Genomic DNA, 20,835 nt, shown 5'->3' with positions numbered 1-20,835 from the left:
CGACGACAGGAGCAGCCATGTCTCGGACCATCCTCCGCACGGGCACCGCAGCGCTGGCCGCGGTGCTCCTCCCCCTCACGGCCGTCCCGGCCGCGTACGCCGATCCTGACCCTGACAGCGGGGCCGCGGCGGTCGCGCCGGACCCGACCGCGCTGACCCGGGAGGCGACTGCGATCGCCGAGCGGGTCGCCTCCGGGCGGCAGGGGCTGCGGGCCCGGTCGGCGACTCCCACCGCCGCCGACCTCGACCGGGCCGTCGATGCGCTCGTCGACGACGGAGCCGTGGGTGTCACCGCGCGCGTCGAGGCGCCCGGGCTGACCTGGTCGGGGGCGGGTGGCGTAGGCGAGGTGGGGACGAAGAAGCCGGTCAGGACGGGCGATCGCTTCCACATCGCCAGCAACACCAAGACGCTGATCGCCACCCTGGTGATGCAGGAGGTCGAGCGCGGCGGCTGGACCCTGGACACGCCTGCGAACGACCTGCTCCCGGGCACCTTTCCCGAGGGCGTGACGATCCAGCACCTGCTCGACCACACCTCCGGTGCCCCGCGCGGGCCCGAGGAGATGCTCCTGGACCGCGTCGAGGATCCGACGTCGTGGGACCAGCTGATCGACGCGCTCGGGCAGTACTACTCCGAGGCCGAGCACCTCGCCTTCATGCGCGACGCCGGCTGGCTCTTCGAGCCCGGCACCGACTTCTCCTACTCCAACTACGGCTACGTCGCGCTCGGGGTCATGCTCGAGAAAGAGACCGGTGAGCGGATCGAGGATCTCGTCCGCGACCGGGTGCTCGAGCCGGCCGGGATGCGCCGGAGCGCCTACCCCACCGACGCGCGCAACCGCGGCCCGTTCCTCGAGGACGCCGGCTACTACGAGGGCCGCTGGCGGCCGATGACCGACCTGCACCCGAGCATCTTCCACGCCGCCGGGGCAGCCACCAGCACGACCGAGGACCTCGCCGGCCTCAACGAGGCGCTCCTCACCGGGAAGCTGGTCAGCCCGGCATCGGTCGAGAAGATGCTGCCGCCGATCTCGGGCAGCCCGGAACCGGACTACGGCTTCGGGATCTACCGGGTCGCCGACCCGTGCCACGAGGGTGAATATCTCTACGGCCACGACGGCGCCCACATGGGTGCGCAGTCGATCAGCTGGGGATCACCGGACGGCACCCGCCAGATCACGCTCGGCTGGACCGGTCGCAACTGGGACAGCGCCGACCCGATCTACGACCTCGGTCTCCTGCTCGAGCCGATGCTCCTCGCGACCTGCTGAAGCTGGGGAGGGTGCGCGTACCTGGTGCGCCTCGCACTCCCCAGGTTGTCGCTAGCGAGCGACTGCCAGCTTCCCGGCAAGGCCTATCATCGCCACGCCTCCGCCGGCCTCGAGGTAGCGGATCCGGACGGGGCGCCGTTGGAACCATGACCGCAGGGTCCCGGCTGCGCAGACCCAGATCGTCTCGATGCCGACCTGGGCGAGGCCGCCGGCCAGACCGATGATCAGCATCTGGAGCGTCGGGTTGCCGAGGTCGAGGTCGACGAACTGAGGTAGGACGGCCATCAGAGAGACGATGCTCTTGGGGTTGGCGACGCCGACGGCGAAACCCTGACGTACGGCGGCGCCTCGCCTGGCCGGTGGCTCGGCGGCCGTCGCGAGGTGCCGGTCGGTCGACCCCGAGAGAGCCGAACGGATCGACGAGATCCCGAGCCACAGCAGGTAGACGGCGCCGAGGATCTTCAACGCCAGGAACAGCCGCGCCGAGGTCGCGACGATCGCGCCGAGGCCCGCGAGCACCAAGGCGAGCAGCACCATGCCACCGAGCGCGTTGCCGAAGACGATCCACATCGCCGAGCGGCGGCCACGAGTGATGGCCCGGCTGGTCTCCAGGAGCACGGACGGCCCGGGGACCGCCGACAGCAGGGCTGAGAGCAGCAGAAAGCCCACGACCAAGTTCATGTTCACCGGCATGACCCCGAGGTTAACGAAAGTCAGGGGCGCAGGATGCGGCGCTCGATGGCCGTGGCGACGGCGCCGGCGCGGGTGTCGACGCCGAGCTTGGTGTAGATGTGGGAGAGGTGGGACTTGACCGTCGCCTCGCTGACCAGGAGCTCGCGGGCCATCTCCTTGTTGCCCAGACCGCGGGCGAGCAGGCGCAGGATCTCGACCTCGCGCGGGCTCACCTTCGGCGCGGGCGAGGCGGCCCGCTGCAGCAGCCGGGTGGCGACGGACGGGGCCAGCACGGTCTCGCCACGGGCGGTGCCGCGGATGGCCCGGAACAGCTCGTCGGGCGGGGCATCCTTCAGCAGGTAGCCGGCCGCACCGGCGTCGACGGCCTCGAGGACGTCGGCCTCGGTGTCGTACGTCGTCAGCACGAGCACCTGCGGCGGCGACGGCAGGTCGCGGACCAGTCGGGTCGTCTCCGCGCCGCCGGGCCCGTCGCCGAGGCTGAGGTCCATCAGCACCACGTCCGGCTTCGTCTCGCCGACGACCGCGACCGCCTCGGCCGAGTCGGCCGCCTCGCCGACCACGTCCAGGTCGTCCTGGGCGCTCACCAGGGCGCGTACGCCGGCCCGGACCACCGGATGGTCGTCGACCAGCACCACCCGGATGTGTTGCTCACCCACGCCGTTCCTCCGCTCCCAGCTGCCCCGCCGCGAACGAGGCCGCGACCACGGTGCCCTCCCCCGGGGCACTCTCGATGACCAAGTCTCCACCCAGCAGCCGGGCGCGGGCCCGCATGCCGGCCAGGCCGTGTCCGCGCAGCCCGTCCGACTCCTCGAGGTCGGCCGGGTCGAAACCCGCCCCGTCGTCGCGTACGTCGAGGGCGACCCCGCCCTCGTGGAAGGTGAGGGAGACGACCGCGGTGGTCGCGCCGGCATGCTCGGCGACGTTGGCGAGAGCACCGCGCAGGGTGCGGACAACGGCCGCCGCGACCCGCCCGCCGACCTCGTGCGGGTCGCCGTGGACGTGGACCGGGACGGTGAGTCCGGTGGTGGCGGCGACGTCGTCGGCGACCTGGCGTACGGCGGTGACCAGGGCCGAACCGCCGGTCAGCTCGGCGGGGGCGAGGTCGCGGACGACCCGGCGGGCCTCGTCCAGGGAGGAACGGGCCATGGTGGCCGCCTGGTCGACGTGGTCGCGGGCGTCGGCCGGACGCGACTCCCACTCCTGGTCGGCGGCCTGGAGCAGCAGGTTGATGCTGGTCAGGCCCTGGGCGACGCTGTCGTGGATCTCCCGGCTCAGCCGGGCACGCTCGGCCACGACCCCGGCTCGGCGCTCGGCGTCGGCGACCTCGTCCTGGGCCGCCTCGAGCTCGGCGAGGAGCGCACGCCGGGTCGCGGCGTCGCGCTCGAGCGCGCGGTAGGCAGTCACCGCGAGCACCGCGACGCACACCGGGCCGAGCAGCACGGTCGGGTCGGCCAGGCCGGTCATCCGGCTCCACGCGACCGCGACGACCGCGACCAGGAAGACCGTGGTGGCCACGGCCCAGCGGAACGGCAGCACCCGCAGCGCCAGGAAGACCAGCGGAACCGCCGCCCACGAGAAGGACGGCGCGATCAGCGCCAGCACGGTCCAGCAGGCCACCACCGCGGCCAGCCAGACGACGGCGGCCGTGCCGGTGAGGCGGCGGCCCGCTGCGTACGCGATCAGGAGGAGAGCCGCACCGGGGAGGACCACCTCGGCCTGGTCACCGAGGCCGTGACCCTGCAGGTAGCGGGCGGCCGAGGCGACGACGAGCACCACCAGTGAGATGTGGAGCCAGCGGTCGAGCAGCGACTGGCCGGCCAGGATCCCACCGGCTCGAGGGGTGGGCGCGGCGTCGGTCGACATGGTCGTTCCAGGCTAGGCCGGTCACGGGGTCCCGGCATCATCCGATCGGCTATCCGGAGTGTCGCCGGACGGCTATCCAGACGTCGCCGGTCTCCCGATGTCCGGGCCCCGTGCTGACAGCGATGGTTGATGCATCAGCTCGACAACCGGACTGAACATCTGAGGAGAACCACCATGCGTACGTCCCGAATCGCCGCCCTCGCCGGGCTCGCCGGCATCGCCGCCTCGGCCACCCTGTCCGTCACCGCCCTCGGCACGGGCACCGCGGCCAACGCCGCGGAGGGTCGCCCGACCGGCTACCTGCTCGAGGGTGACCCCTCGGCCCAGGGCGGCTCGAAGTTCGAGGGAATCGGTGTGGACCAGGAGTCCGGGACGTTCTACGTCAGCGAGGTCACCGGCGGCGAGATCCAGCGCGGCAGCGCCGACCGGGCCCAGGCCGAGGAGTGGCTGGCCGGCGACGGCACCGACGGCCGCTACACCGCTCGCGGCATCACCGTCGACGACGAGGGCCGGATCTACATCGCCGGCGGCCCCAACGGCACCGGCAACGACCGCCCCGACCTGTGGGTCTACAGCCCCGAGGGCGAGCTGCTGGCGGCGCTTCGCGTCCCCGACAACGACGCGTTCCTGAACGACGTGGCGATCGGGCCCGACGGGGCTGCGTACTTCACCAACTCCAACGACCCCACGATCATCCGGGTCGCCGAGGGCACCGACGGCTGGGAGGCGACCGAGTGGGCCGACGGCAGCTCGCTGATCACCCGCGAGGAGGGCTTCAACCTCGGTGGCATCGTGCTGAGCACCGACGGCTCGGCGTTCGTGGTCGCCCAGGGCAACACCGGCCGGCTGTGGCGCTTCTCCGTCGCGACCGGTGAGGTCAGCGCGATCGACACCGACGGCGCCGACCTGCGCAACGCCGACGGTCTCGTCCGGAAGGGCCGCGACCTCGCCGTGATCCGCAACTTCGACAAGCAGATCGTGCACCTGGAGCTGAACCGCTCCGCGACCTCCGCCGACCACATCTCGTCGCGGGCGACCGACCCGGACCGCGTCTTCACGACCGGCAAGCTGCTCGACGGCCGGATGCTGCTGGTCGACAGCCACTTCGACGAGCAGACCGCGCAGGGGCCGTACGAGATCGTCACCGCGCGGATGCCGCGATGACCGCTTTCCACCTGCGGTGGTCGATGGCCGCCGCGGCGCTGGCCGTGCTTCTGGCAGGCTGCGCCGCGGCGCCGTCGAAGACCACCCCACCGTCGCCGACGGCCTCTTCCTCGGGCTCGGCGTCCGCGCCCGAGGCACCGACGAACACCCCCGACCCCGAGGAGCGACAGCGGATGAACGAGCAGCTGATCAAGGCGGCGTGGGACAACGACGTCGCCCGCGCCCGTGAGCTGGTCCGGGCCGGTGCGGACGTGAACTACGCCGACGACACCCAGCAGAGCGCCTACCTCATCGCCGCGAGCGAGGGCTACGTCGACCTGCTCGACCTGACCCTGCGCAACGGTGCCGAGATCAACGCGAAGGACTCCTACGACGGCACCGCGCTGATCCGTGCGGCCGAACGTGGACACGCCGACGTCGTGGGGCGCCTGGTGCAGGCCGGCATCGACCTCGACCACGTCAACAACCTCGGCTGGACCGCGCTGCACGAGGCGATCGTCCTGGGTGACGACGGGCCGGACGCCGCCGACACGGTGCGGGTGCTGGTCGCGGCCGGTGTGGACATCTCGGTCAAGGCGGGCCGGGACGGGAAGACCGCCCTCGAGCACGCCGAGGAGCGCGGGTTCGACGCGATCGCGTCGACGCTGCGTACTGCTTCATCCGAGGTCGCCGACAGTGATGCCCAGCTCCTGCGTGCCGCTTCAGCGGGTGACGCCGACGCGGCCGCGGCGGCCCTCCGCGGCGGCGCCGACCTGGAGGCACGCGACGGCAACCGGCGTACGCCGCTGCTGCTCGCGGTCACCGACGACCACCTCTCCACGGCCCGACTGCTCGTCCACCTGGGAGCCGACCCGGACGCCCTCGACGGCCAGCACGACACCCCCTGGCTGGTCACCGGCGTCACCGGGAGCGTGCCGATGGCCGAGCTGCTGCTCACCGCCGACCCCGACCTGACCGTTCGCAACCGCTACGGCGGCGTCTCGATCATCCCGGCCAGCGAGCGCGGCCACGCGGACTACGTGGAGCGGGTCGTTCGCACCGAGATCGACGTCAACCACGTCAACGACCTCGGCTGGACCGCCCTCCTCGAGGCGGTGATCCTGGGCGAGGGATCCGAGCCCTGGCAGCGCATCGTCCGCAGCCTGCTCGAGCACGGCGCCGATCCGAGCATCGCCGACCGCGACGGCGTCACGCCGCTCGAGCATGCCCGCAGCCGCGGTTTCGCCGAGATTGCGCGCATCATCGAGCAGCTCGGCCGCTGACCCGCTGCCCCAGTGCTCGGGCCCTGACCGGTTTCCCTCCGGCCAGGGGCTCGTTCATCCCCGATCGTTCCCAATGGAAACGAACTGTAAATCCGGCGGCTTTGCCTTCGAAGGTTCGAATCCTTCACCTGCCACGCCTGGGGAAACACCTCAGTGGCCAGCGGAAACGTTGGCCACTGAGGTGTTTGGCTTGTTCGGCTGTGTCCAGCCATAGCCCACTGTCTGCCGGTATTCACGTCCGATACGCGTCCGCGATTCCGGCCCTCGACTCTGGGCAGACGATGGACGATCGATCCATGACAACTGAGAGTTCGGACCCGCTCAGCAGGATGGCCGGCCTAGCCATGGCAACTGTCCAGGCTATTGCCCTCGTCACCCTAGGTGCCTTCTGTTTCCTCTTTGCATTCTCCGGCGACACCGTCCTTGCAGTCGTCTTCGGATTCGGGTCCTTCACCTTCGCTGTAGACGTATGGCGCCGATGGCGCAGATGGCGAAGCTCGCGGCGGTGACTCCGCCTCCTCACCGGGCACGGCCTAGAACCGCATGTGACGTAGTCGTCGGTCGATGCAGCGCACATCCGCGAGGCCAGTTCGCGACCGCCATCCCCATCCCGCGTGGCCGGTGCGAGGCCAGGTAAGCTGCCTTCGCCGTCGTCCGGATCAGCCCTGCGGGTAGAGGATCCCTCGTTTGATGGCGGCGTCCCGAACCTTTCGTGCAGCTTGACGGATTTTCCCATTCGATGGCATCTCGGTGAAGTCGATGGACGCGTGATCGTCGACCTCGATGTGGTCAGCGTCGTCCAGCGCCTGGAGCGCGCAGGTCCTCCCATCGTCCAGGACGACTTCGATCTCATCGATCTCCTCAACCGAGACCCCGTAGGTACCGATGGACTCGTATCCAGCACTGACCCACCTCTGATGTGCGGCAGCCGCGCCGACCGCGCTTCTCATTGTGGAGAGCATGCCCGCGTCGCGCTTGGACGGGCTGAAGGCTCCGGTGCTGATGGATCCATCGGCTGTGCAGTGGGCAGGGTGAACTTGTCTGAGGAGAACCTCGGTCGAGTCTGTCAGTCGGATCGGATCGGTCAAGGCAGTTCCCCCTGATTGAGAAAGTCAACGAGTGTCGCCGGCTCGAAGTCCACTTCCGCCTCGTGTAGCTCGTCGGTCTTGGTGTTGTCGGAAATAAGGATCATTGCGCCGTCCGGTTGCAGATTCGCACTGAACTCAACCTCGCCGCGTATCCACTCGATGACTACGGCGCCGTCCGGGGAGGGGATGAAGTCGATCGGGATCCCTGCGCTTGCCAACGGTTCGATGACCAGTTGGATGCGATCAAGCACGGCTGGGGCTGGGGGCTCGCTGTTGGGCCCCCACCACCCATCTTCCAGTTCCGTGAGTCGCTCCACGCGCTTGACCAGGACTTTCTCTTCAAAAGAGCGCACTATTTCGATGGCAGTGACATTGAAAAGATGGACCGACTTGCGCTCTCTGTCCAGTGTCTCACCTACGACTGACACATCGGGGGCGGTGACACCGTCGAGTGCTAGCACGTCTCGGGCACGTTTGGCGAGCTGACTGTTGAATCTCTCCAGAACGCAGGTCGACAGGCCCTGCTCCGTCCGGAGAGTGAACGATAGGCTCGCTCCGTCGTACTCGGTAATGACTCCCATCAGTGTGTGCTCAACCGGTGTGGGCAGCACATCCTCGATGTCGGCCAGGACTTGGCGGGTGGATTCAGTGAGGGTCGCCCGGCGCTTTGCGTCGGTAGGGTGCCCGAGATCGATTTGCTCTGTGGGTTCGAGGCTTGTCCCGATCCGTTTGAGAGCCCTGCGCGTGTTCGTCGATAGGCCTGGTGGAACTGTGCCCGTGGCGCCAACTAAGCCGAGCGTCGACGTGACCGCATCACGGGCGGCGGCATAGATCCCCGTCCACTCATGCCATTCAGGATCGTTGATGCGGCGCGTGCGTGGACGGTGGAGGGCAAGCTGAGGGCGAGCGCTGCCTTCCTCGACAGTGGTGAGTCGAAGGTCGAATGCCTGGTCGAACCCAGCCGGGACGCGGCTGCGGTCTGGATTGAGGTCCAGGTAGATCTGCCGGGCCATGGTGACGATGGCTTCGCGAAAGTATCCGATTTCGCGCGCCGATTCGGCTGGCATCCCGGGAGCATCGAACCTATCCCCGATGAGAGAGAAGTAGGCGAATCGGGGATCTTCACCAGTCATGCTGGCTTCCGAGGGCGCGGCATCCGTCACGGGGCGAACGTAGTTGCTGGCCGTCCTTTCCTAGAGGCAACAACTGAGCCGCGTACCGCAAATTGTGGAGGCTCGCCCTTGCAAGGGGTCGTGCCGCCCCTGCGATGTTGGCCGAACTGGGCGCCCGACCTCCGGGACGCGTACGCTGGCACGGAGATTCAGGAGTTTGGGCAGGTCAGGGTGACGTATCCGGCGCTCAGTATGTCCACCTGCTTTGGCTTCGAAAGTTCGAACCCTTCGTCCGTCACACCTGGGAGTCACGCCGGATGCATCCACCGCAGCGCGGGGTCATTGCCGATCCAGTACGTGCTTCCCTCCCGGTCGACCCGAACCTGGACGCTCTCGATCCCGGGCGATCCGGCGTTGGTCCATGCGCAGAGCGTGGCTTCGACGGTGTCCCAGATCGCGACAGGCCCGCCCTGCCGGACATGCCATCCCATCGGGGCGGGGGCGATCTCGGCGAACGACGCGGTGTTCTCGGAGACCAGATAGGTGACCGGGCCACGGACACCGTCGTCGGAGGTCACCGCAGTCAGGTGGACGCGGGGAAGGGCCAGTTGAATCAGCAGCGCCGGCATCCATGCCCCCAGCACTTCAGGGTCGAGCGTCGTGTCTCGTTCGCCGTCGGCACGCTCGGCGAGAGTGAACATGTCGTCCCGATACCGAGTGGCCTGGGCGCGGGCGGGCATGAACGCCGAGGTCCGCACCAGACGTCCCGTCGCCGTTGCGTCGTCGTCGACGGTGAGTCGAGCGAGCCCAGTCCCGTAGGCCCAGACGCCGACGGTGGCGACGATGGTCCCGCCCGGTCGTACCTGCTCGATCCAGGTGTGCGGGATGTCTCGGACGGCGAAGGTGGCGATCGCTCGGTCGTACGGGCCACCGTCGGGGTGTCCTGCCAGGCCGTCGCCCGTGACCGTAGAGGGGTGGAGGCCGACGGTCTCCAGTGCTGTGTGGGCTCGTGCGGCCAGGTCGGGGTCGAGCTCGACGCTGGCGACTCGCTGATCGCCAAGGACAGTGGCCAGCAGTGCGGTGGAGTAGCCGGTTCCGGTGCCGAACTCGAGTACGCGACCCTCGTCAGGCATGTGGTCGAGGTCGAGCTCGTCGATCATCGAGGTGACCACCCCTGGGATCGTTGAGGAGCAGGTCGGGTCACCCCACAGCGGCCCGTCGACATCGTTGACCGTCAAGTGACCGTCGAGCTGAGTGACGAGCGAGTCGTTGCGATACGCGATCTCGGTCCAGGCCTGCTCTCCGACCTGCTCCGGGCTGGTCGGCACCCACTGACCAGTCTCGTCGGCCAAGAACACGCCCGGCCGGAGGAAAGGCTCGCGCGGCACCGTGGCCACTGCGTCACGAAGACCTCTGGTCCGGACCAGGCCGTCGCGGGCCAATGTGTCGGCAAGCCTGGTGCGGTGGGTGCTCATGATGCTCCTTGGAGAAGGTCGGCGAAGGCGGCGGCGATCGGGAGGCCGGTCTCGGCGGCGATCCAGCCCCATTCGCCGTTCGGATTGAGCTCGAGCCAGTGATAGTCGCCCTTGGCGTCGACACACAGGTCGAAGCAGCCGAACGCGAGCCGGAAGTGCTCCAGATACGTACGCAGCATCTTCACCAGCCGGTCGGGTAGGTCGATCACGGTGTAGGTAAGCGAACCATAATCGCGTCGCCAGTCGAGCAGATCTGAGTCGATCCGGACGCCGAATACCTGCTCGCCGACGACGGTCACCCGCAGGTCGGCGACCTTGTTCACACGGGCCTGGAACAGGTGCGGAACCAAACCGACACTGTCGTCGATCTCGTCGACGGTGACCGGTTCGGTCCACACCGATAGACCTTCCTCGGCACGGCGGTAGTCGGTCCAGCGCAGCGTCTTGTGGATGACCTGACCGTAGGCGGTGATGAACTCCTCGATGTCTGCGCGCCGGTTCGACACCAGTGTCGGCGGCACCGAGAACCCGAACCTGGAGGCAACGGCCAACTGCAGCGGCTTGTAATCGGCTGCCTCCTCCGCCAGCGGGTCGTTCACGGCCACGCACCCCGGCAGGCTCACCAAGGCACCGCCGAGCCCGTGTCGCATCTGTGCCTTGGCCCAGGTGAGATCGGGTCCGGACAGGTCGGGGAACGTAGGCCACTCCGGTCGCCGCCAGTAGATCGACCTGACCTGCCCCAGATCCACCGTTCGCGACGCTGTGGCCAGCGTCCCCGCGAGTGGGTCGCCGGCGGAGATGACGCTGGTGAAGCTCAGTTCGCGACCGAAGTCGGCCGGTTCGACCCGGGCCACCGGAACCTCCCGTTCGTTCAGCTCCGCGGTCACCATGTCGGCGGTCGAGTCGCCGACCGCCGACATCACCAGCACTGTCTGGTCAGTCACCCTTGGTGTCCAGCACTGGGTGGGAGTCCGACTTGCCGTCCTGGTTCGTCGGCCGCATGGACCTGGTCGCTGTAGCAGTCGCAGCAACCGGCAGATCAACAGGCAAGCCTGCGGAATCGAGGTAGACCGTGGTCTGGGTGTCCGGGTTGAGGCGGATCGATGCATACCCAGCTTCAGCGGTGACGGGCGGATAGGGCCGGAGCCTTTGCAGGCCCCACGGGGATACAGGAGCAGTTGCAGTAGCGGTCATAACGGGCTTCCTCTCGTAGTGGATGTGTGGCGATGGAGGCATTCGCTTAGTTGCCGCCCAGCTGGTCCAGAAGGGTGTCGGCGGTCTTCACAGCCAGCTCGATACGTCCTTTGTCGACGCCGCATAGCGAAAGGCACGAGGATGCGATCCAGACCGCTTCGTCGGTGCCCACCAGGCGGCCGTCGGTCCGGATCCCGATAACTTCCTCCACGGAGTGGACCAGCTTCTGGCCCAGCCTGATCGCCCCGATCGGATCCAGCAGTTCAGGATCGGCGATCGACGCGGCCAAACGGGAGTAGATGTCCACCAGCTTGTCGCGAGCCGCGACGAACTCGTCGAACCCCTCGACCCGAGCGACGTCGGCAGCACGATAGAGCGACCCGACATTGTGAGGCGCCCTCGCCAAGGTCCGTGCGTCGGTGAACGCCAGGAGGTACAGCACCGTCTCCGGATCGTCGGTCAGCGACTCGATCCGAGCCACGGCCTCCACGGTCGGGCGGATCGTCTGGCTCAGCAGCTCAGTCACGATCTCGCCCTTCCCAGCGAAGTGGTAGTAGAGCGATGCCTGCCTGATCCCGACCGCGTCGGCGATCTCCCGAGTCGACGTGGCTGCGTATCCCTTGCTGGTGAACAGTCGAGCCGCTGCTTCGAGGACCTGCTCGCGTGGCGACCCCGGAAACTGGTCAGATACGAGACGCGGCCGACCTGGCCGGCGGCGTCCAGGACCGATTGGCGGTGGGCTCACGATGCTCCCGAGACTGTCTGGATGGGGTGGCGGATCTTCTTCTTGCGGACCCCCGGCACCAGCGACTCGTTCGCTCTGGCCGGTGCCGGGTGTCGTTCTCAAGCCTCCTCGAGGTTCGGCCTCGCAGTAACGTCCAGGTGTCGCCCTTCCGTCGCCCTTACCCTGCCTTTCGGTGATCGGACCTGGTGTAATGCCAGAGGTGGATACCTGGACCGGGGCAGAAGCGCGGCTGCTGCGAAGAGTGGCGCTGCGCCTCAGCGTGCGCGACTTCGCCGAGCTTCTGGGCATCCCGGCCCGAACGATCTCCAAGTGGGAGCAAGCGGGATCGGCCCGAGAGCCGCGGCCACACATGCAAGCGATGCTCGACACTGCCTTGGCACAGGCCGACGACGATGCCAAGGCCCGATTCTCACGAGCACTACGTGCCAACCTGGCCGCGCAGGAATCCCTGCCGGTTCATCTGCCGGCAATTGACGGGACCCCACATTCCGATCCATCTGTTCCTGATCAGTTCGACGCCAGAGCCGATCCGGCCGGTCTATGGCGTCCCGCGAGTACGGCACGCGAGACTCGTGATTTTGCGGTGAGGGACTTCGTGTTCGACCGGCGCCAGGTAATCACAGGCGGAATGGCAGTTCTCGCCGTGGGAAGCCGTCTGACGGAGCCCATCGACGGTTGGGCGGCAGGCGTCCCTCTCTACTTCTCCGCGAGCAAGACCCAGACCGTCACGGAAGAGGAAGTCCATCACATCGAGATGACCGGACACGCGCTCCGACGATGGGAAGGACGATTCCGCTTGGGAATCAAGCGAAAGGCTGTCCTTGGGCAGCTCGCTGAGGTGGCCGAACTTGTCGAGCGAGGCCAACCAGCAGAACTGGAGCAACGGCTGTTCCGGGTCGTTGCAGAGTTGAGCAAGGCGGCCGCCTCCATGTCATGGGAAGCCGGGCTCAACGCCGAGGCGCAGCACTACTATCTGCTGTCACTGCGAGCCTCCCACGCTGCCAGTGACCGACTATTCGGACTCAACGTGCTCGCGGCCATGGCGCGACAGATGATCTACCTCAACCGGAGCGCCGATGCCCTCGAAATCGTGAGAGCAGCGGTCGACGGAGCTCCGCGCACAACGCCACGTGTCCACGCGATGCTTCGTATGCGCGAAGCATGGGCTCACGCCCGGTTGGGACGGCCCGAGGCATTCCGGAGAGTTGCTGGGAAAGCCGAAGAACTCATGGTTGCAGATCATGGCGCTGATGGCGACGACCCTCCCTGGATCGACGGTTTCGACAGCGCAGAGCTCTCTGGCACGATCGGGGGCCGCTACCTCGAACTGGCCACGGTCACGGGGAAGCCTCAAGGTTTCGGCCACGCAGTGACGTACATCTCCGACGCCTTGAAACTTCGTGACCAGGACAACCTTCGGAACCGTGCGCTCGACACCATCAACCTGGCCCGGGCGAGACTCGGCACAGGCGAGCCGGACGAGGCCGCACGGACGGCCCTTGAGGCCATGCGGATGGCCCGCCACATCAACTCTGGGCACGCTGACCGAAAGTTGATGCGGTTCGCTGAAGAGAGCGCACGGTTCGCGAAGAACCGCGAAGTACGACACGCGCGCGAAGAACTCACCGACTACTTGCGGCCGAAGAAACTGAACCAGGGAGCATGATGAAGATCGGCATCACAGGACACTCGAACCTCACCGCGGCCACGGAGAAGTTGGTCCGCGAAGCCATTCGCGACGCCCTGACGCCTTATGCAGCGAAAGGGTTCACGGGGGTGACCTGCCTCGCCAAAGGTGCGGATCAGGTCTTCGCGCAGGTTGTCCTGGAGGCCGGCGGCGACCTCGCGGTTGTTCTCCCCTCCCCGAACTACCGGGACAGGAAGGTCAAACCGGCCAACCTGGCGACGTTCGACGAGTTGTTGTCCGGCGCAACCGAGATTGCCTATCTGCCGTTCGAGGAGCCTGGCCGGGACGCTTACATGGCGGCGAGCGAAGAACTTGTCTCTCGAAGTGACCTGATGGTTGCGGTATGGGACGGAGGCCCCGCGGGTGGGCACGGCGGGACAGCCGACGTCGTCACTTACGCCCGCGAACAGGGCCGCAAAGTTCTTGTCGTCTGGCCGGACGGTGCCGAACGCGAATGAGTGCGCCGGGTCACCGGGCACTACTGCTCGTCTTGACGATCCAAGCGAGCAGTAGCTCTAACTCAACGTGCACCTACTGAACGGAGCGCGGCACATACGTACGCGAGGCGGTTGTGATCGATGCGGCCCACTGCCAGAGGCGGGTCAGCCAAGCGTTCCGCGCAGCGGGCCAGAAGCGTGGGCGCCGCGTCGCGGCGGCAGCGGCAGGAACATCGAGGTGCGCGCGGCGTACTCCGGGTAGCCGGGCCGCTTCATCATGGTCTGCTCGAGCAGCCGGGCCCCGGTGGCGTGGACCAGGAAGTAGGTCATCGCCACCGGTGCGATGGCGGTCGCCGGCCCGACCCACCACGCGGTGGCGGCCCCGATCAGCCAGATGCCCCACCACACGCACGCGTCGCCGAAGTAGTTCGGGTGGCGGGTGTAGCGCCACAGGCCGGTGTCCAGCACCGTCGGCCGGTCCGGAGTACGTTTGTACGCCGCCAGCTGGGCGTCCCCGACGGCCTCGAACCCGACCCCCACGACCCACACCAGCGCACCGACGGCCACCAGCCACCACAGCGGATCGGAGCCGGTGACCGCGACCGCCTGGACCGGCCAGGAGCCCAGCCAGGCGGCGAGGCCTGGATCCCGAAGACCCGCAGCGCGGCCTTCCCGAACGGGGTGTCCCCGAGCATCTCGGCGTAGCGCGGGTCCTCGCCTGCGCCGTGGTTGCGACGGTGCATGTGCAGGGCCAGGCGAAGGCCTCACACCCCGACCAGGGCCAGCACCAACCAGGGCAGCGGACCGGTGGTGCCGATCCCGACGGAGAGGACCGCGCTGCCGGCCGACATCGCGGCGAACGCGAGGCCCCAGTCGTGTCGACCACCGAGAACCGCCCGGCGCGTCGGGCGGCGACCGTGGTGATGACCATCAGCACCGCGACCACGGCGGCAGCGGCACCGCTGACGAAGAGCAGGTCGCGGATCAACGAGCCTCGTCGCGGGTGAACGTGAGCTGCTGGACGTCGATGTACCCGGCCGCGAACCCGGCCCGGGAGTACTCCAGATAGAAGTGCCACATCCGCAGGAAGGTCTCGTCGAAGCCGAGGGACCTGACCTCGTCGGCACGGTCTCTCACCGCGGTGTCCCAGCGTCGCAGGGTCTCGGCGTAGTGGGGGCCGAACGAGAGCCGGCTGCGCATCCGGAGGCGGGTGTGCTCCTCGGTCGCACCGGCGATCGCCTCGGTCGAGGGCAGCAGGCCGCCGGGGAAGATGTACTTGGTGATCCAGGTCTCGAGGTTGCGGGTCGCGAGCATCCGGTCGTGCGGCATGGTGATCGCCTGGATCACCGCGGTGCCGCCCGGCGCCAGAACCTCGTCGATCTTCGCGAAGTAGACCGGCCAGAACCGAGCGCCCACCGCCTCGATCATCTCGACCGAGACCACCGCGTCGTACGTCCCGTCCACGGCCCGGTAGTCGCGCAGCTCCACGTCCACCCGATGGGCCAGACCGGCCGCGCCGATTCGGCGCCGCGCCAGGTCGGCCTGCTCGACGGAGAGGGTCACCGTGGTGACCTGGGCGCCGCGGGCGGCGGCCCGCAGGGCGAGCTCGCCCCAACCGGTGCCGATCTCGAGCAGCCGGGTGCCCGGTCCGACTTCCGCCTCGTCGAGGATCCGGTCGATCTTGCGGTGCTGGGCGATCGCCAGGTCCTCGGTGGAGGGGAGCGAGGAGAAGAGCGCCGAGGAGTAGCTCATCGTCGGGTCGAGGAAGAGCGCGAAGAGGTCGTTGGAGAGGTCGTAGTGGTGCCCGATGTGCTCGCGCGCGTTCTCCGGCGTGTTCAGGTCGGCGGCCCCGCGGCGACGCTCGTAGACCGCGCCCGCCTTCTGCGCCCATCCGGGCAGCAGATCGCGGATGTCGCGGCACAGCACGGTCAACGTCTCACCCAGCTCGGGAGCGTCCCAGGCTCCGGTCAGGTACGCCTCGCCGAAGCCGATCAGCCCGTGCCGGCTGATCCTGGCGTAGAACTCCTCGGGCCGGTGCAGCACGATGTCGGCCGGACTGCCGTCCTCGCTCACGCTGATGCCGAGCCGCTTCGTGGCGGTCCGGAACAGGGTCGCCGCGGCGGCCGCGGCGCCTCGGGTCACCAGGCCGGTGGGCGCCTCCTCCAGCATCGGCCAGCGGTCCTCGACGGCCGGGGCGACGGGTGCTTCGACGGTGTTCATCGGACTCCTTCTTGATGGTGCAGCGGCCGGTCGTGCACCGGCAGGCGTCGTAGCCACAGCGCGACGCCGTGGATGCGGATCCAGACAGCGCCGAGCAGCGCGGCAGGAGCGGAACGGAGCACAGCCCCGAAGCGGGGTTCGACCCGGACCCCGAGGACGGAGGCGTCGAAGACGGTCCCGTCCTCGGTGGTCAGCCGGACGGCGACAGCGAGCCGATCGCCGGGTGGCGGCACCGACAGCGTGTAGTCGCCGTCGACGCCGTGGAAGGGCGAGACGTACATCTCCTTCGTGACCCGCGCCCGATGCTGCTCGTCGGGTCGGACGAGGTAGGCGTGGCGGTCGCCGTAGGTGTTGTGCACCTCGACGACGGTGGCCAGCGGGTCCCCGGACGGCGAGGTGCACCAGTAGACGCTGATCGGGTTGAAGCAGAAGCCGAACGCTCGCGGCTGGGTCGCCAGCAGCACCTTCGCGTCGCCCAGGTCGATGTCATGAAGCTTCAGAAAGGCAGCGAGGTTCTCCCGGATGGTGCGCTGGGGATCGCCCAGGTGGTCGCGGGCCTCGAAGCGGCCGAGGAGGCCGTGGTCGGGCAGCCGGTCGAGGTCGACCACCCGCCAGTACGAGCGGTGCACGAACCGGTTCCGCAGCGGGCCACGCCGGGTGTGGCTGATCGTCGTGCGGTAGAGGCCGGTCGCGACGTCGCCGGGCCGCTTCGTGGGCTTCGTCCACCGCAGCCCCAGCCGCTGGGCCGCCCGGGCGCCGGAGCGGGCGCCGTCCTCGTGGAACCCCCAGCCGTGCCAGGCGCCGGCGAAGACCAGCGTGTCGGAGTCGAGCTCGTCGGCGCGCTGCTGTGCCGCCACCGACTCCGGGGTGTAGAGCGGGTGCTCGTACTCCATGGTGGCGATGACCTTGTCCGGGTCGATCAGATCGGCGCCGCCGAGCGTCACCAGATGACGTACGCCGCCCGGAGTCGGGAGCCGCATCAACCGGGTGAGGTCGTAGGTGACCGTGACCTCGCCGCGGCCGGGGCGCTCCAGGTAGTTCCACGACGAGCGGACGTGTTCGCTGTGCGGCAGCAGGCTGGTGTCGGTGTGCAGCTGGGCCTCGTTGGCGGAGTACGGGAACGCGCCCAGGATCTCCCGCTGGGCGTCCGTGGGGTCGCCGAGCATCGCCAGCGACTGCCCGGGGTGGGTCGCCAGCACGGCGGCGTCGAAGACCCAGATGGTCCCGTTGCCGTCGGTGATCTCGACGCCGGCGCCGGTATCGACCACGTTGACCACCTTCGTCGAGGTCAGCACCCGGCCGCCGCGGGCGCGGATCGCGGCGGCGACCCGCTCCACGTACGTCGCCGACCCGCCGGTGACCGTGCGCCAGCGCGGCGAGCCGAAGACCTGCAGCATCCCGTGGTGGCTGAGGAACTCGAAGAGGTAGCGAGCCGGATAGCTCAGCGCCGTCGCCGGGTCGCAGGACCAGACCGCGGCGACCAGCGGTGCCATGAAGTGGCGGCGGAAGTGCGGGGTGAACCCGTGCTCGTCCAGGAAGGCCCCGAGCGTGCGGTCGTCGGGCTCGTCACCGGCCAGCAGCGTCCGGGCGGCGCGATGGAACCGCGGGATCTCGGCGAGCATCCGCAGGTGCGCCGGCCGCAGCGCCCGCCGGCCGGGCAGCACCCCGCGGATCCCGCGCGCGCCCGCGTACTCGACGCTCGCGGCCTCCGACCTCACCGACATCGACATCTCCGAGACCTGGGTCGGCACGTCGAGCTCGGCGAAGAGGCGGAGCAGCGTCGGATACGTACGCCGGTTGTGCACGATGAAACCGGTGTCGATCGCCAGCTCGCTCCCGTCCGGCGTGGCCACGCGGTGGGTGTCGGCGTGACCGCCCAGCCTGTCGTCGGCCTCGTAGAGGGTGACCGATCCGTGCAGGGACGCGATGTACGCCGCGGTCAGGCCAGCGACGCCGCTGCCCACCACGGCGATCCGACGGCGTTCGGGATCGGGGCTGCTCATCCGGGCTCCTCGGGGGTCGAAGGGGCGACCGGCGCAGAGGCGCCGTCACCGGGTCTTCGGTCCCCGAGGCGAATCGGATTTCGTCTTCAGGCCGACATCTTCGCCGTCGATGAGCTCGATGGCGGCTACGCCGTCCTCCGCGGCGCTCGCTGCCTGCGGACTAGGAGATGAGCGTTCCGCCGTCGACGACGGAGACGGTGCCGGTGACGTAGTCCTGGTCCATCAGGGCGAGGAAGGCCTTGGCGACGTCGTCGGGCTCGCCCACGCGCTTCAGAGGCAGTGACTCCGACAGGCTGGCGTACATGCCTTCGCGGTCCTCCTCGCTCATCTGCGACCACAGCGGAGAGCGGACGACGCCGGGGGCGACGACGTTCACGCGTAGCGGCGCGAGCTCGACCGCGAGGCTGCGGGCCGCCGAGACGACGGCTCCGGAGACGGCGGTGCCGAGGGTCCAGCCGGCGCCACCCTTGAACGCGGCGGTGCCGCTCATGAGCGTGATGGAACCGTGTGAGGTCAGGTGCGGGACGGCGAGGCGTACGGCATCGAGCATGTGGAAGAGCCGCAGCGCGAAGAACTGCTGAGCGCTCTCGACGGTGTAGTCCGCCATCGGGAAGCCGGTGAGGTTCTCCGCGGCGGTGTAGGCGAAGTGGTCGAACTCGCCGATCTCGTCGAAGAAGCCGGCCACGGCCTGGCTCGAGCTGGCATCGACGGCGCGACCGACGACGCCGGCGGGGAGCTGCCCCAGCGCGCGCTCGATGGACTCGGGTCGGCGCGAGGCGATGGTCACGGCGGCGCCGGACTCGGCGGCACGCCGGGCGATGGCCAGGCCGATGCCGCTGGTGGCGCCGATGAGAACGATGCGGGAAGAGGTGGAAATGGTCACGTGTTCAGGATCAGTGCGACCCAGGTGCCTCGTCCAAGACCCTTTCCGTCGTCAGCGATGTCCGCAGGGCATGAGCCAGCTCGACCGCCCGCATCAACGGTTCCGAGCGACGTCGCGCCGCCCAGGCAACACCCACCTCACTCGGTCCGAGACCGGTGACCTCTGTCGCGATCAGGTCGGGCCGGGAGTAGAACCGTGCGGTGGAGGCGGGCAGGAACGCGACGCCGAGCCCGAGGGCGACCTGCTCCAGCTTCACCTCGACCTCGTGGGGATAGCTCGGCGCCACGGATACCGGCAGACCTCGCCGTCGGCGCGCCTCACGCCATTCCGGTACGGCGTCCGGCGACTGCAGCAGCTCGAGCTCGGCCACGGCGTCCATGTCGAGCTCGCTGCGGTCGGCCAACGGATGCGTACGCGGCAGCACCGCCAGACGGTGCTCGGCGAACAGCGGCCGCACGGTCAGCCCGCGGGTCGGTACCGGCAGACGCACCAGGCCCAGGTCCACGCGGCCGTCGAGAATGGTCTCGACCTGATCGTCCCAGCCGGTGCGCACCGTGCTGACATCGAGGGCCGGGAACGCGGCGCGCAGTCCCTGCAGGATCGGGGTGGCCAGCAGGCCGGGCATGAAGCCGACCACCAGACGCTGGGTTCCGCGCGCGGCCTGCCGGCCGCGTCGCTGAAGAGCCGCCGCGGACTGCAGCATCGCCTGCGCGTCCGGAAGCAGCTCGCGGCCGGCTTCGGTGAGGGAGGTACCCCTGCTGGACCGCTCGAACAGAGGCACCCCCAACTCCCGCTCCAGGAGCGCGATCTGACGGCTGAGGACCGGCTGGGTGACATGCAGACGCTCGGCGGCACGGCCGAAGTTCAGCTCCGCAGCCACGACCACGAAGTACTCCACGCGTCGCAGGCTCAACTCGCTCACACCGGAATGCTCTCAAACACGGCCCGCTTCGCCTCCTCGATCACCAGCGGCGGCTGACCTAGGCCGAAGAGCCCTCCATCTCCTTCCGCGGAGGTGGCGGGCCCTTCGGTACGGGCGAGATGCGAGGAAGAAGTTCGATGGGCGGAGTGAGGCCGTGGGCGATCGCCCAGCTGACCGCCTGGCTGCGCGTGGTGACGTGGATCTTCCGGTAGGCCTGCCGGATGTGGCTCTTGAGCGTGTTTCCGCTCATGACGAGCCTCTCCGCGATCTCCTGGTTGGGCAGCCCCTGGGTGATCAGTTTGAGGACCTCGATCTCCCGGACGGTGAGCCCGGCTGCGGTGCCTTGGCGGTCGCTCTGGGGCTCGTTGATCGGCTCGCCGGCGGCGGTGAGCTCGATGCTGCGTACGAGCTCGGCGGCGGTCGCGCTCATCGAGATCCAGGCCCTGGCGCCCAGTGCGTAGGCCTGGGAATGTAGGTCGGGGCGTAGGTCCCGGCTGTAGATCAGCACCTTCGCATCGGTCTCGTGCAGCAGGTGGGCGAGTTCACGCTCACCGCGGAGGAACAGGCCGTAGGTGTCGTACACGATCAGGTCGATGCGGGCCATGTCGCTGTGAGCGGACGGAAGGGCGGTCACGGCCACGCGGTCGGGGTAGTCGGCGAGCATCGAGGTGATCCCGCGTTCGACGACTTCCTGCGGGCTGACCACCGCTACACGTACCGCTCCTGACACCGACATGAGCTGACGATCTCAGACCGGAGAGGCTGGCGGGCCCGAACGGTTGTTCTAGCCCATTTTCAGGGGTACGAAGCGGGGCC

General features: G+C 68.7%; 20 protein-coding genes and 2 pseudogenes. 6 read left to right on the top strand and 16 right to left on the bottom strand.

Annotated elements, in window-relative coordinates; translation table 11 throughout:
• Positions 1-17: 17 nt before the first annotated feature.
• The gene (locus UG56_RS17210; RefSeq protein ID WP_071327157.1) at positions 18-1,271 is read left to right on the top strand and encodes a serine hydrolase domain-containing protein; all 1,254 of its coding nucleotides are present in this window, start codon (positions 18-20) and stop codon (positions 1,269-1,271) included.
• A gap of 51 nt (positions 1,272-1,322) precedes the next feature.
• Here UG56_RS17210 and UG56_RS17205 read toward each other — a convergent pair whose 3' ends face one another.
• Genes UG56_RS17205 through UG56_RS17195 form a run of 3 tightly spaced genes read right to left on the bottom strand, consistent with a single transcriptional unit; the run spans position 1,323 to position 3,827 of the window.
• Entirely contained in the window at positions 1,323-1,964 is a 642-nt protein-coding gene (locus UG56_RS17205) for a LysE family translocator (protein WP_052693897.1), read from the bottom strand.
• A gap of 20 nt (positions 1,965-1,984) precedes the next feature.
• Complete coding sequence (locus tag UG56_RS17200; RefSeq protein ID WP_045550280.1) at positions 1,985-2,620, bottom strand: response regulator; 636 nt, start codon at positions 2,618-2,620, stop codon at positions 1,985-1,987.
• Positions 2,613-3,827: a sensor histidine kinase gene (locus UG56_RS17195; protein WP_052693896.1), complete on the bottom strand. Its 1,215-nt coding sequence runs from the start codon at positions 3,825-3,827 to the stop codon at positions 2,613-2,615. The genes UG56_RS17200 and UG56_RS17195 overlap by 8 nt, the downstream gene beginning before the upstream one ends.
• A gap of 174 nt (positions 3,828-4,001) precedes the next feature.
• On the opposite strand from UG56_RS17195, the gene UG56_RS17190 reads away from it, so the two are divergent.
• A complete protein-coding gene (locus UG56_RS17190) occupies positions 4,002-4,991 on the top strand; it encodes an SMP-30/gluconolactonase/LRE family protein (protein ID WP_045550279.1) in 990 nt (329 codons plus the stop codon).
• Positions 4,988-6,253, top strand: coding sequence for an ankyrin repeat domain-containing protein (locus tag UG56_RS17185; RefSeq protein WP_045550278.1), 1,266 nt, complete (start codon positions 4,988-4,990; stop codon positions 6,251-6,253). The genes UG56_RS17190 and UG56_RS17185 overlap by 4 nt, the downstream gene beginning before the upstream one ends.
• A 659-nt stretch (positions 6,254-6,912) precedes the next feature.
• Here the strand turns inward: UG56_RS17185 and UG56_RS17180 are convergent.
• The 7 genes and pseudogenes from UG56_RS17180 to UG56_RS29130 form a co-directional block, all read right to left on the bottom strand.
• On the bottom strand, positions 6,913-7,341 hold the full coding sequence (locus UG56_RS17180; protein ID WP_143055083.1) for a hypothetical protein: 429 nt from the start codon (positions 7,339-7,341) through the stop codon (positions 6,913-6,915).
• On the bottom strand, positions 7,338-8,504 hold the full coding sequence (locus tag UG56_RS17175; RefSeq protein WP_045550276.1) for a hypothetical protein: 1,167 nt from the start codon (positions 8,502-8,504) through the stop codon (positions 7,338-7,340). Before UG56_RS17175 ends, UG56_RS17180 begins: the two co-directional genes overlap by 4 nt.
• 257 nt (positions 8,505-8,761) lie before the next feature.
• Positions 8,762-9,928, bottom strand: coding sequence for an ATP-grasp peptide maturase system methyltransferase (gene tgmC, locus UG56_RS17170; RefSeq protein ID WP_045550275.1), 1,167 nt, complete (start codon positions 9,926-9,928; stop codon positions 8,762-8,764).
• Positions 9,925-10,848: an ATP-grasp ribosomal peptide maturase gene (gene tgmB, locus UG56_RS17165; protein ID WP_045550284.1), complete on the bottom strand. Its 924-nt coding sequence runs from the start codon at positions 10,846-10,848 to the stop codon at positions 9,925-9,927. The genes tgmC and tgmB overlap by 4 nt, the downstream gene beginning before the upstream one ends.
• 16 nt (positions 10,849-10,864) lie before the next feature.
• A complete protein-coding gene (gene tgmA, locus UG56_RS29135) occupies positions 10,865-11,122 on the bottom strand; it encodes a putative ATP-grasp-modified RiPP (RefSeq protein ID WP_177191500.1) in 258 nt (85 codons plus the stop codon).
• A 46-nt stretch (positions 11,123-11,168) separates the two neighbouring features.
• Entirely contained in the window at positions 11,169-11,648 is a 480-nt protein-coding gene (locus UG56_RS17160; RefSeq protein WP_052693894.1) for a hypothetical protein, read from the bottom strand.
• Positions 11,649-11,651: 3 nt separating this feature from the next.
• Positions 11,652-12,155: pseudogene (locus UG56_RS29130) on the bottom strand (TetR/AcrR family transcriptional regulator); the annotation flags it as partial.
• On the opposite strand from UG56_RS29130, the gene UG56_RS17155 reads away from it, so the two are divergent.
• A complete protein-coding gene (locus UG56_RS17155; RefSeq protein ID WP_177191498.1) occupies positions 12,067-13,533 on the top strand; it encodes a hypothetical protein in 1,467 nt (488 codons plus the stop codon). The pseudogene UG56_RS29130 and the gene UG56_RS17155 sit on opposite strands and share 89 nt — an antisense overlap.
• A complete protein-coding gene (locus UG56_RS17150; protein ID WP_218145236.1) occupies positions 13,533-14,012 on the top strand; it encodes a hypothetical protein in 480 nt (159 codons plus the stop codon). The genes UG56_RS17155 and UG56_RS17150 overlap by 1 nt, the downstream gene beginning before the upstream one ends.
• Positions 14,013-14,156: 144 nt before the next feature.
• Here the strand turns inward: UG56_RS17150 and UG56_RS17145 are convergent.
• Positions 14,157-14,734: pseudogene (locus UG56_RS17145) on the bottom strand (DUF1295 domain-containing protein).
• Positions 14,735-14,866: 132 nt separating this feature from the next.
• On the opposite strand from UG56_RS17145, the gene UG56_RS28875 reads away from it, so the two are divergent.
• Positions 14,867-14,998 carry a hypothetical protein gene (locus UG56_RS28875; protein WP_256206701.1) on the top strand — a complete coding sequence of 44 codons (132 nt, stop codon included), beginning with the start codon at positions 14,867-14,869 and terminating at the stop codon, positions 14,996-14,998.
• Here UG56_RS28875 and UG56_RS17140 read toward each other — a convergent pair.
• From UG56_RS17140 to UG56_RS17120, 5 genes are all read right to left on the bottom strand, one after another.
• The gene (locus UG56_RS17140) at positions 14,976-16,211 is read right to left on the bottom strand and encodes a class I SAM-dependent methyltransferase (protein WP_045550273.1); all 1,236 of its coding nucleotides are present in this window, start codon (positions 16,209-16,211) and stop codon (positions 14,976-14,978) included. The two genes, UG56_RS28875 and UG56_RS17140, sit on opposite strands and share 23 nt — an antisense overlap.
• Positions 16,208-18,214, bottom strand: a complete 2,007-nt coding sequence (locus tag UG56_RS17135; RefSeq protein ID WP_071327156.1) for an FAD-dependent oxidoreductase — start codon at positions 18,212-18,214, stop codon at positions 16,208-16,210. The genes UG56_RS17140 and UG56_RS17135 overlap by 4 nt, the downstream gene beginning before the upstream one ends.
• 160 nt (positions 18,215-18,374) lie before the next feature.
• Positions 18,375-19,097 carry an SDR family oxidoreductase gene (locus UG56_RS17130; RefSeq protein WP_045551544.1) on the bottom strand — a complete coding sequence of 241 codons (723 nt, stop codon included), beginning with the start codon at positions 19,095-19,097 and terminating at the stop codon, positions 18,375-18,377.
• Positions 19,098-19,107: 10 nt separating this feature from the next.
• A complete protein-coding gene (locus UG56_RS17125) occupies positions 19,108-20,019 on the bottom strand; it encodes a LysR family transcriptional regulator (protein ID WP_256206699.1) in 912 nt (303 codons plus the stop codon).
• Between the two features lie 58 nt (positions 20,020-20,077).
• Positions 20,078-20,755 carry a helix-turn-helix transcriptional regulator gene (locus UG56_RS17120; RefSeq protein ID WP_045551543.1) on the bottom strand — a complete coding sequence of 226 codons (678 nt, stop codon included), beginning with the start codon at positions 20,753-20,755 and terminating at the stop codon, positions 20,078-20,080.
• Positions 20,756-20,835: the final 80 nt, after the last annotated feature.

Source organism: Nocardioides luteus, from assembly GCF_000960475.2.
Taxonomy (GTDB): domain Bacteria; phylum Actinomycetota; class Actinomycetes; order Propionibacteriales; family Nocardioidaceae; genus Nocardioides; species Nocardioides luteus_A.
Note: the sequence above shows the minus strand (reverse complement) of the source record. Positions and strands in the feature narration are given on the sequence as shown.

Bases quoted from the DNA above. Each gene is read 5' to 3' on its own strand.
- UG56_RS17210 (WP_071327157.1), top strand. From the start codon at position 18: ATGTCTCGGACCATCCTCCGCACGGGCACCGCAGCGCTGGCCGCGGTG.
- UG56_RS17205 (WP_052693897.1), bottom strand. From the start codon at position 1,964: ATGCCGGTGAACATGAACTTGGTCGTGGGCTTTCTGCTGCTCTCAGCC.
- UG56_RS17195 (WP_052693896.1), bottom strand. From the start codon at position 3,827: ATGTCGACCGACGCCGCGCCCACCCCTCGAGCCGGTGGGATCCTGGCC.
- UG56_RS17190 (WP_045550279.1), top strand. From the start codon at position 4,002: ATGCGTACGTCCCGAATCGCCGCCCTCGCCGGGCTCGCCGGCATCGCC.
- UG56_RS17185 (WP_045550278.1), top strand. From the start codon at position 4,988: ATGACCGCTTTCCACCTGCGGTGGTCGATGGCCGCCGCGGCGCTGGCC.
- tgmC (WP_045550275.1), bottom strand. From the start codon at position 9,928: ATGAGCACCCACCGCACCAGGCTTGCCGACACATTGGCCCGCGACGGC.
- tgmB (WP_045550284.1), bottom strand. From the start codon at position 10,848: ATGTCGGCGGTCGGCGACTCGACCGCCGACATGGTGACCGCGGAGCTG.
- tgmA (WP_177191500.1), bottom strand. From the start codon at position 11,122: ATGACCGCTACTGCAACTGCTCCTGTATCCCCGTGGGGCCTGCAAAGG.
- UG56_RS17150 (WP_218145236.1), top strand. From the start codon at position 13,533: ATGAAGATCGGCATCACAGGACACTCGAACCTCACCGCGGCCACGGAG.
- UG56_RS17140 (WP_045550273.1), bottom strand. From the start codon at position 16,211: ATGAACACCGTCGAAGCACCCGTCGCCCCGGCCGTCGAGGACCGCTGG.
- UG56_RS17135 (WP_071327156.1), bottom strand. From the start codon at position 18,214: ATGAGCAGCCCCGATCCCGAACGCCGTCGGATCGCCGTGGTGGGCAGC.
- UG56_RS17120 (WP_045551543.1), bottom strand. From the start codon at position 20,755: ATGTCGGTGTCAGGAGCGGTACGTGTAGCGGTGGTCAGCCCGCAGGAA.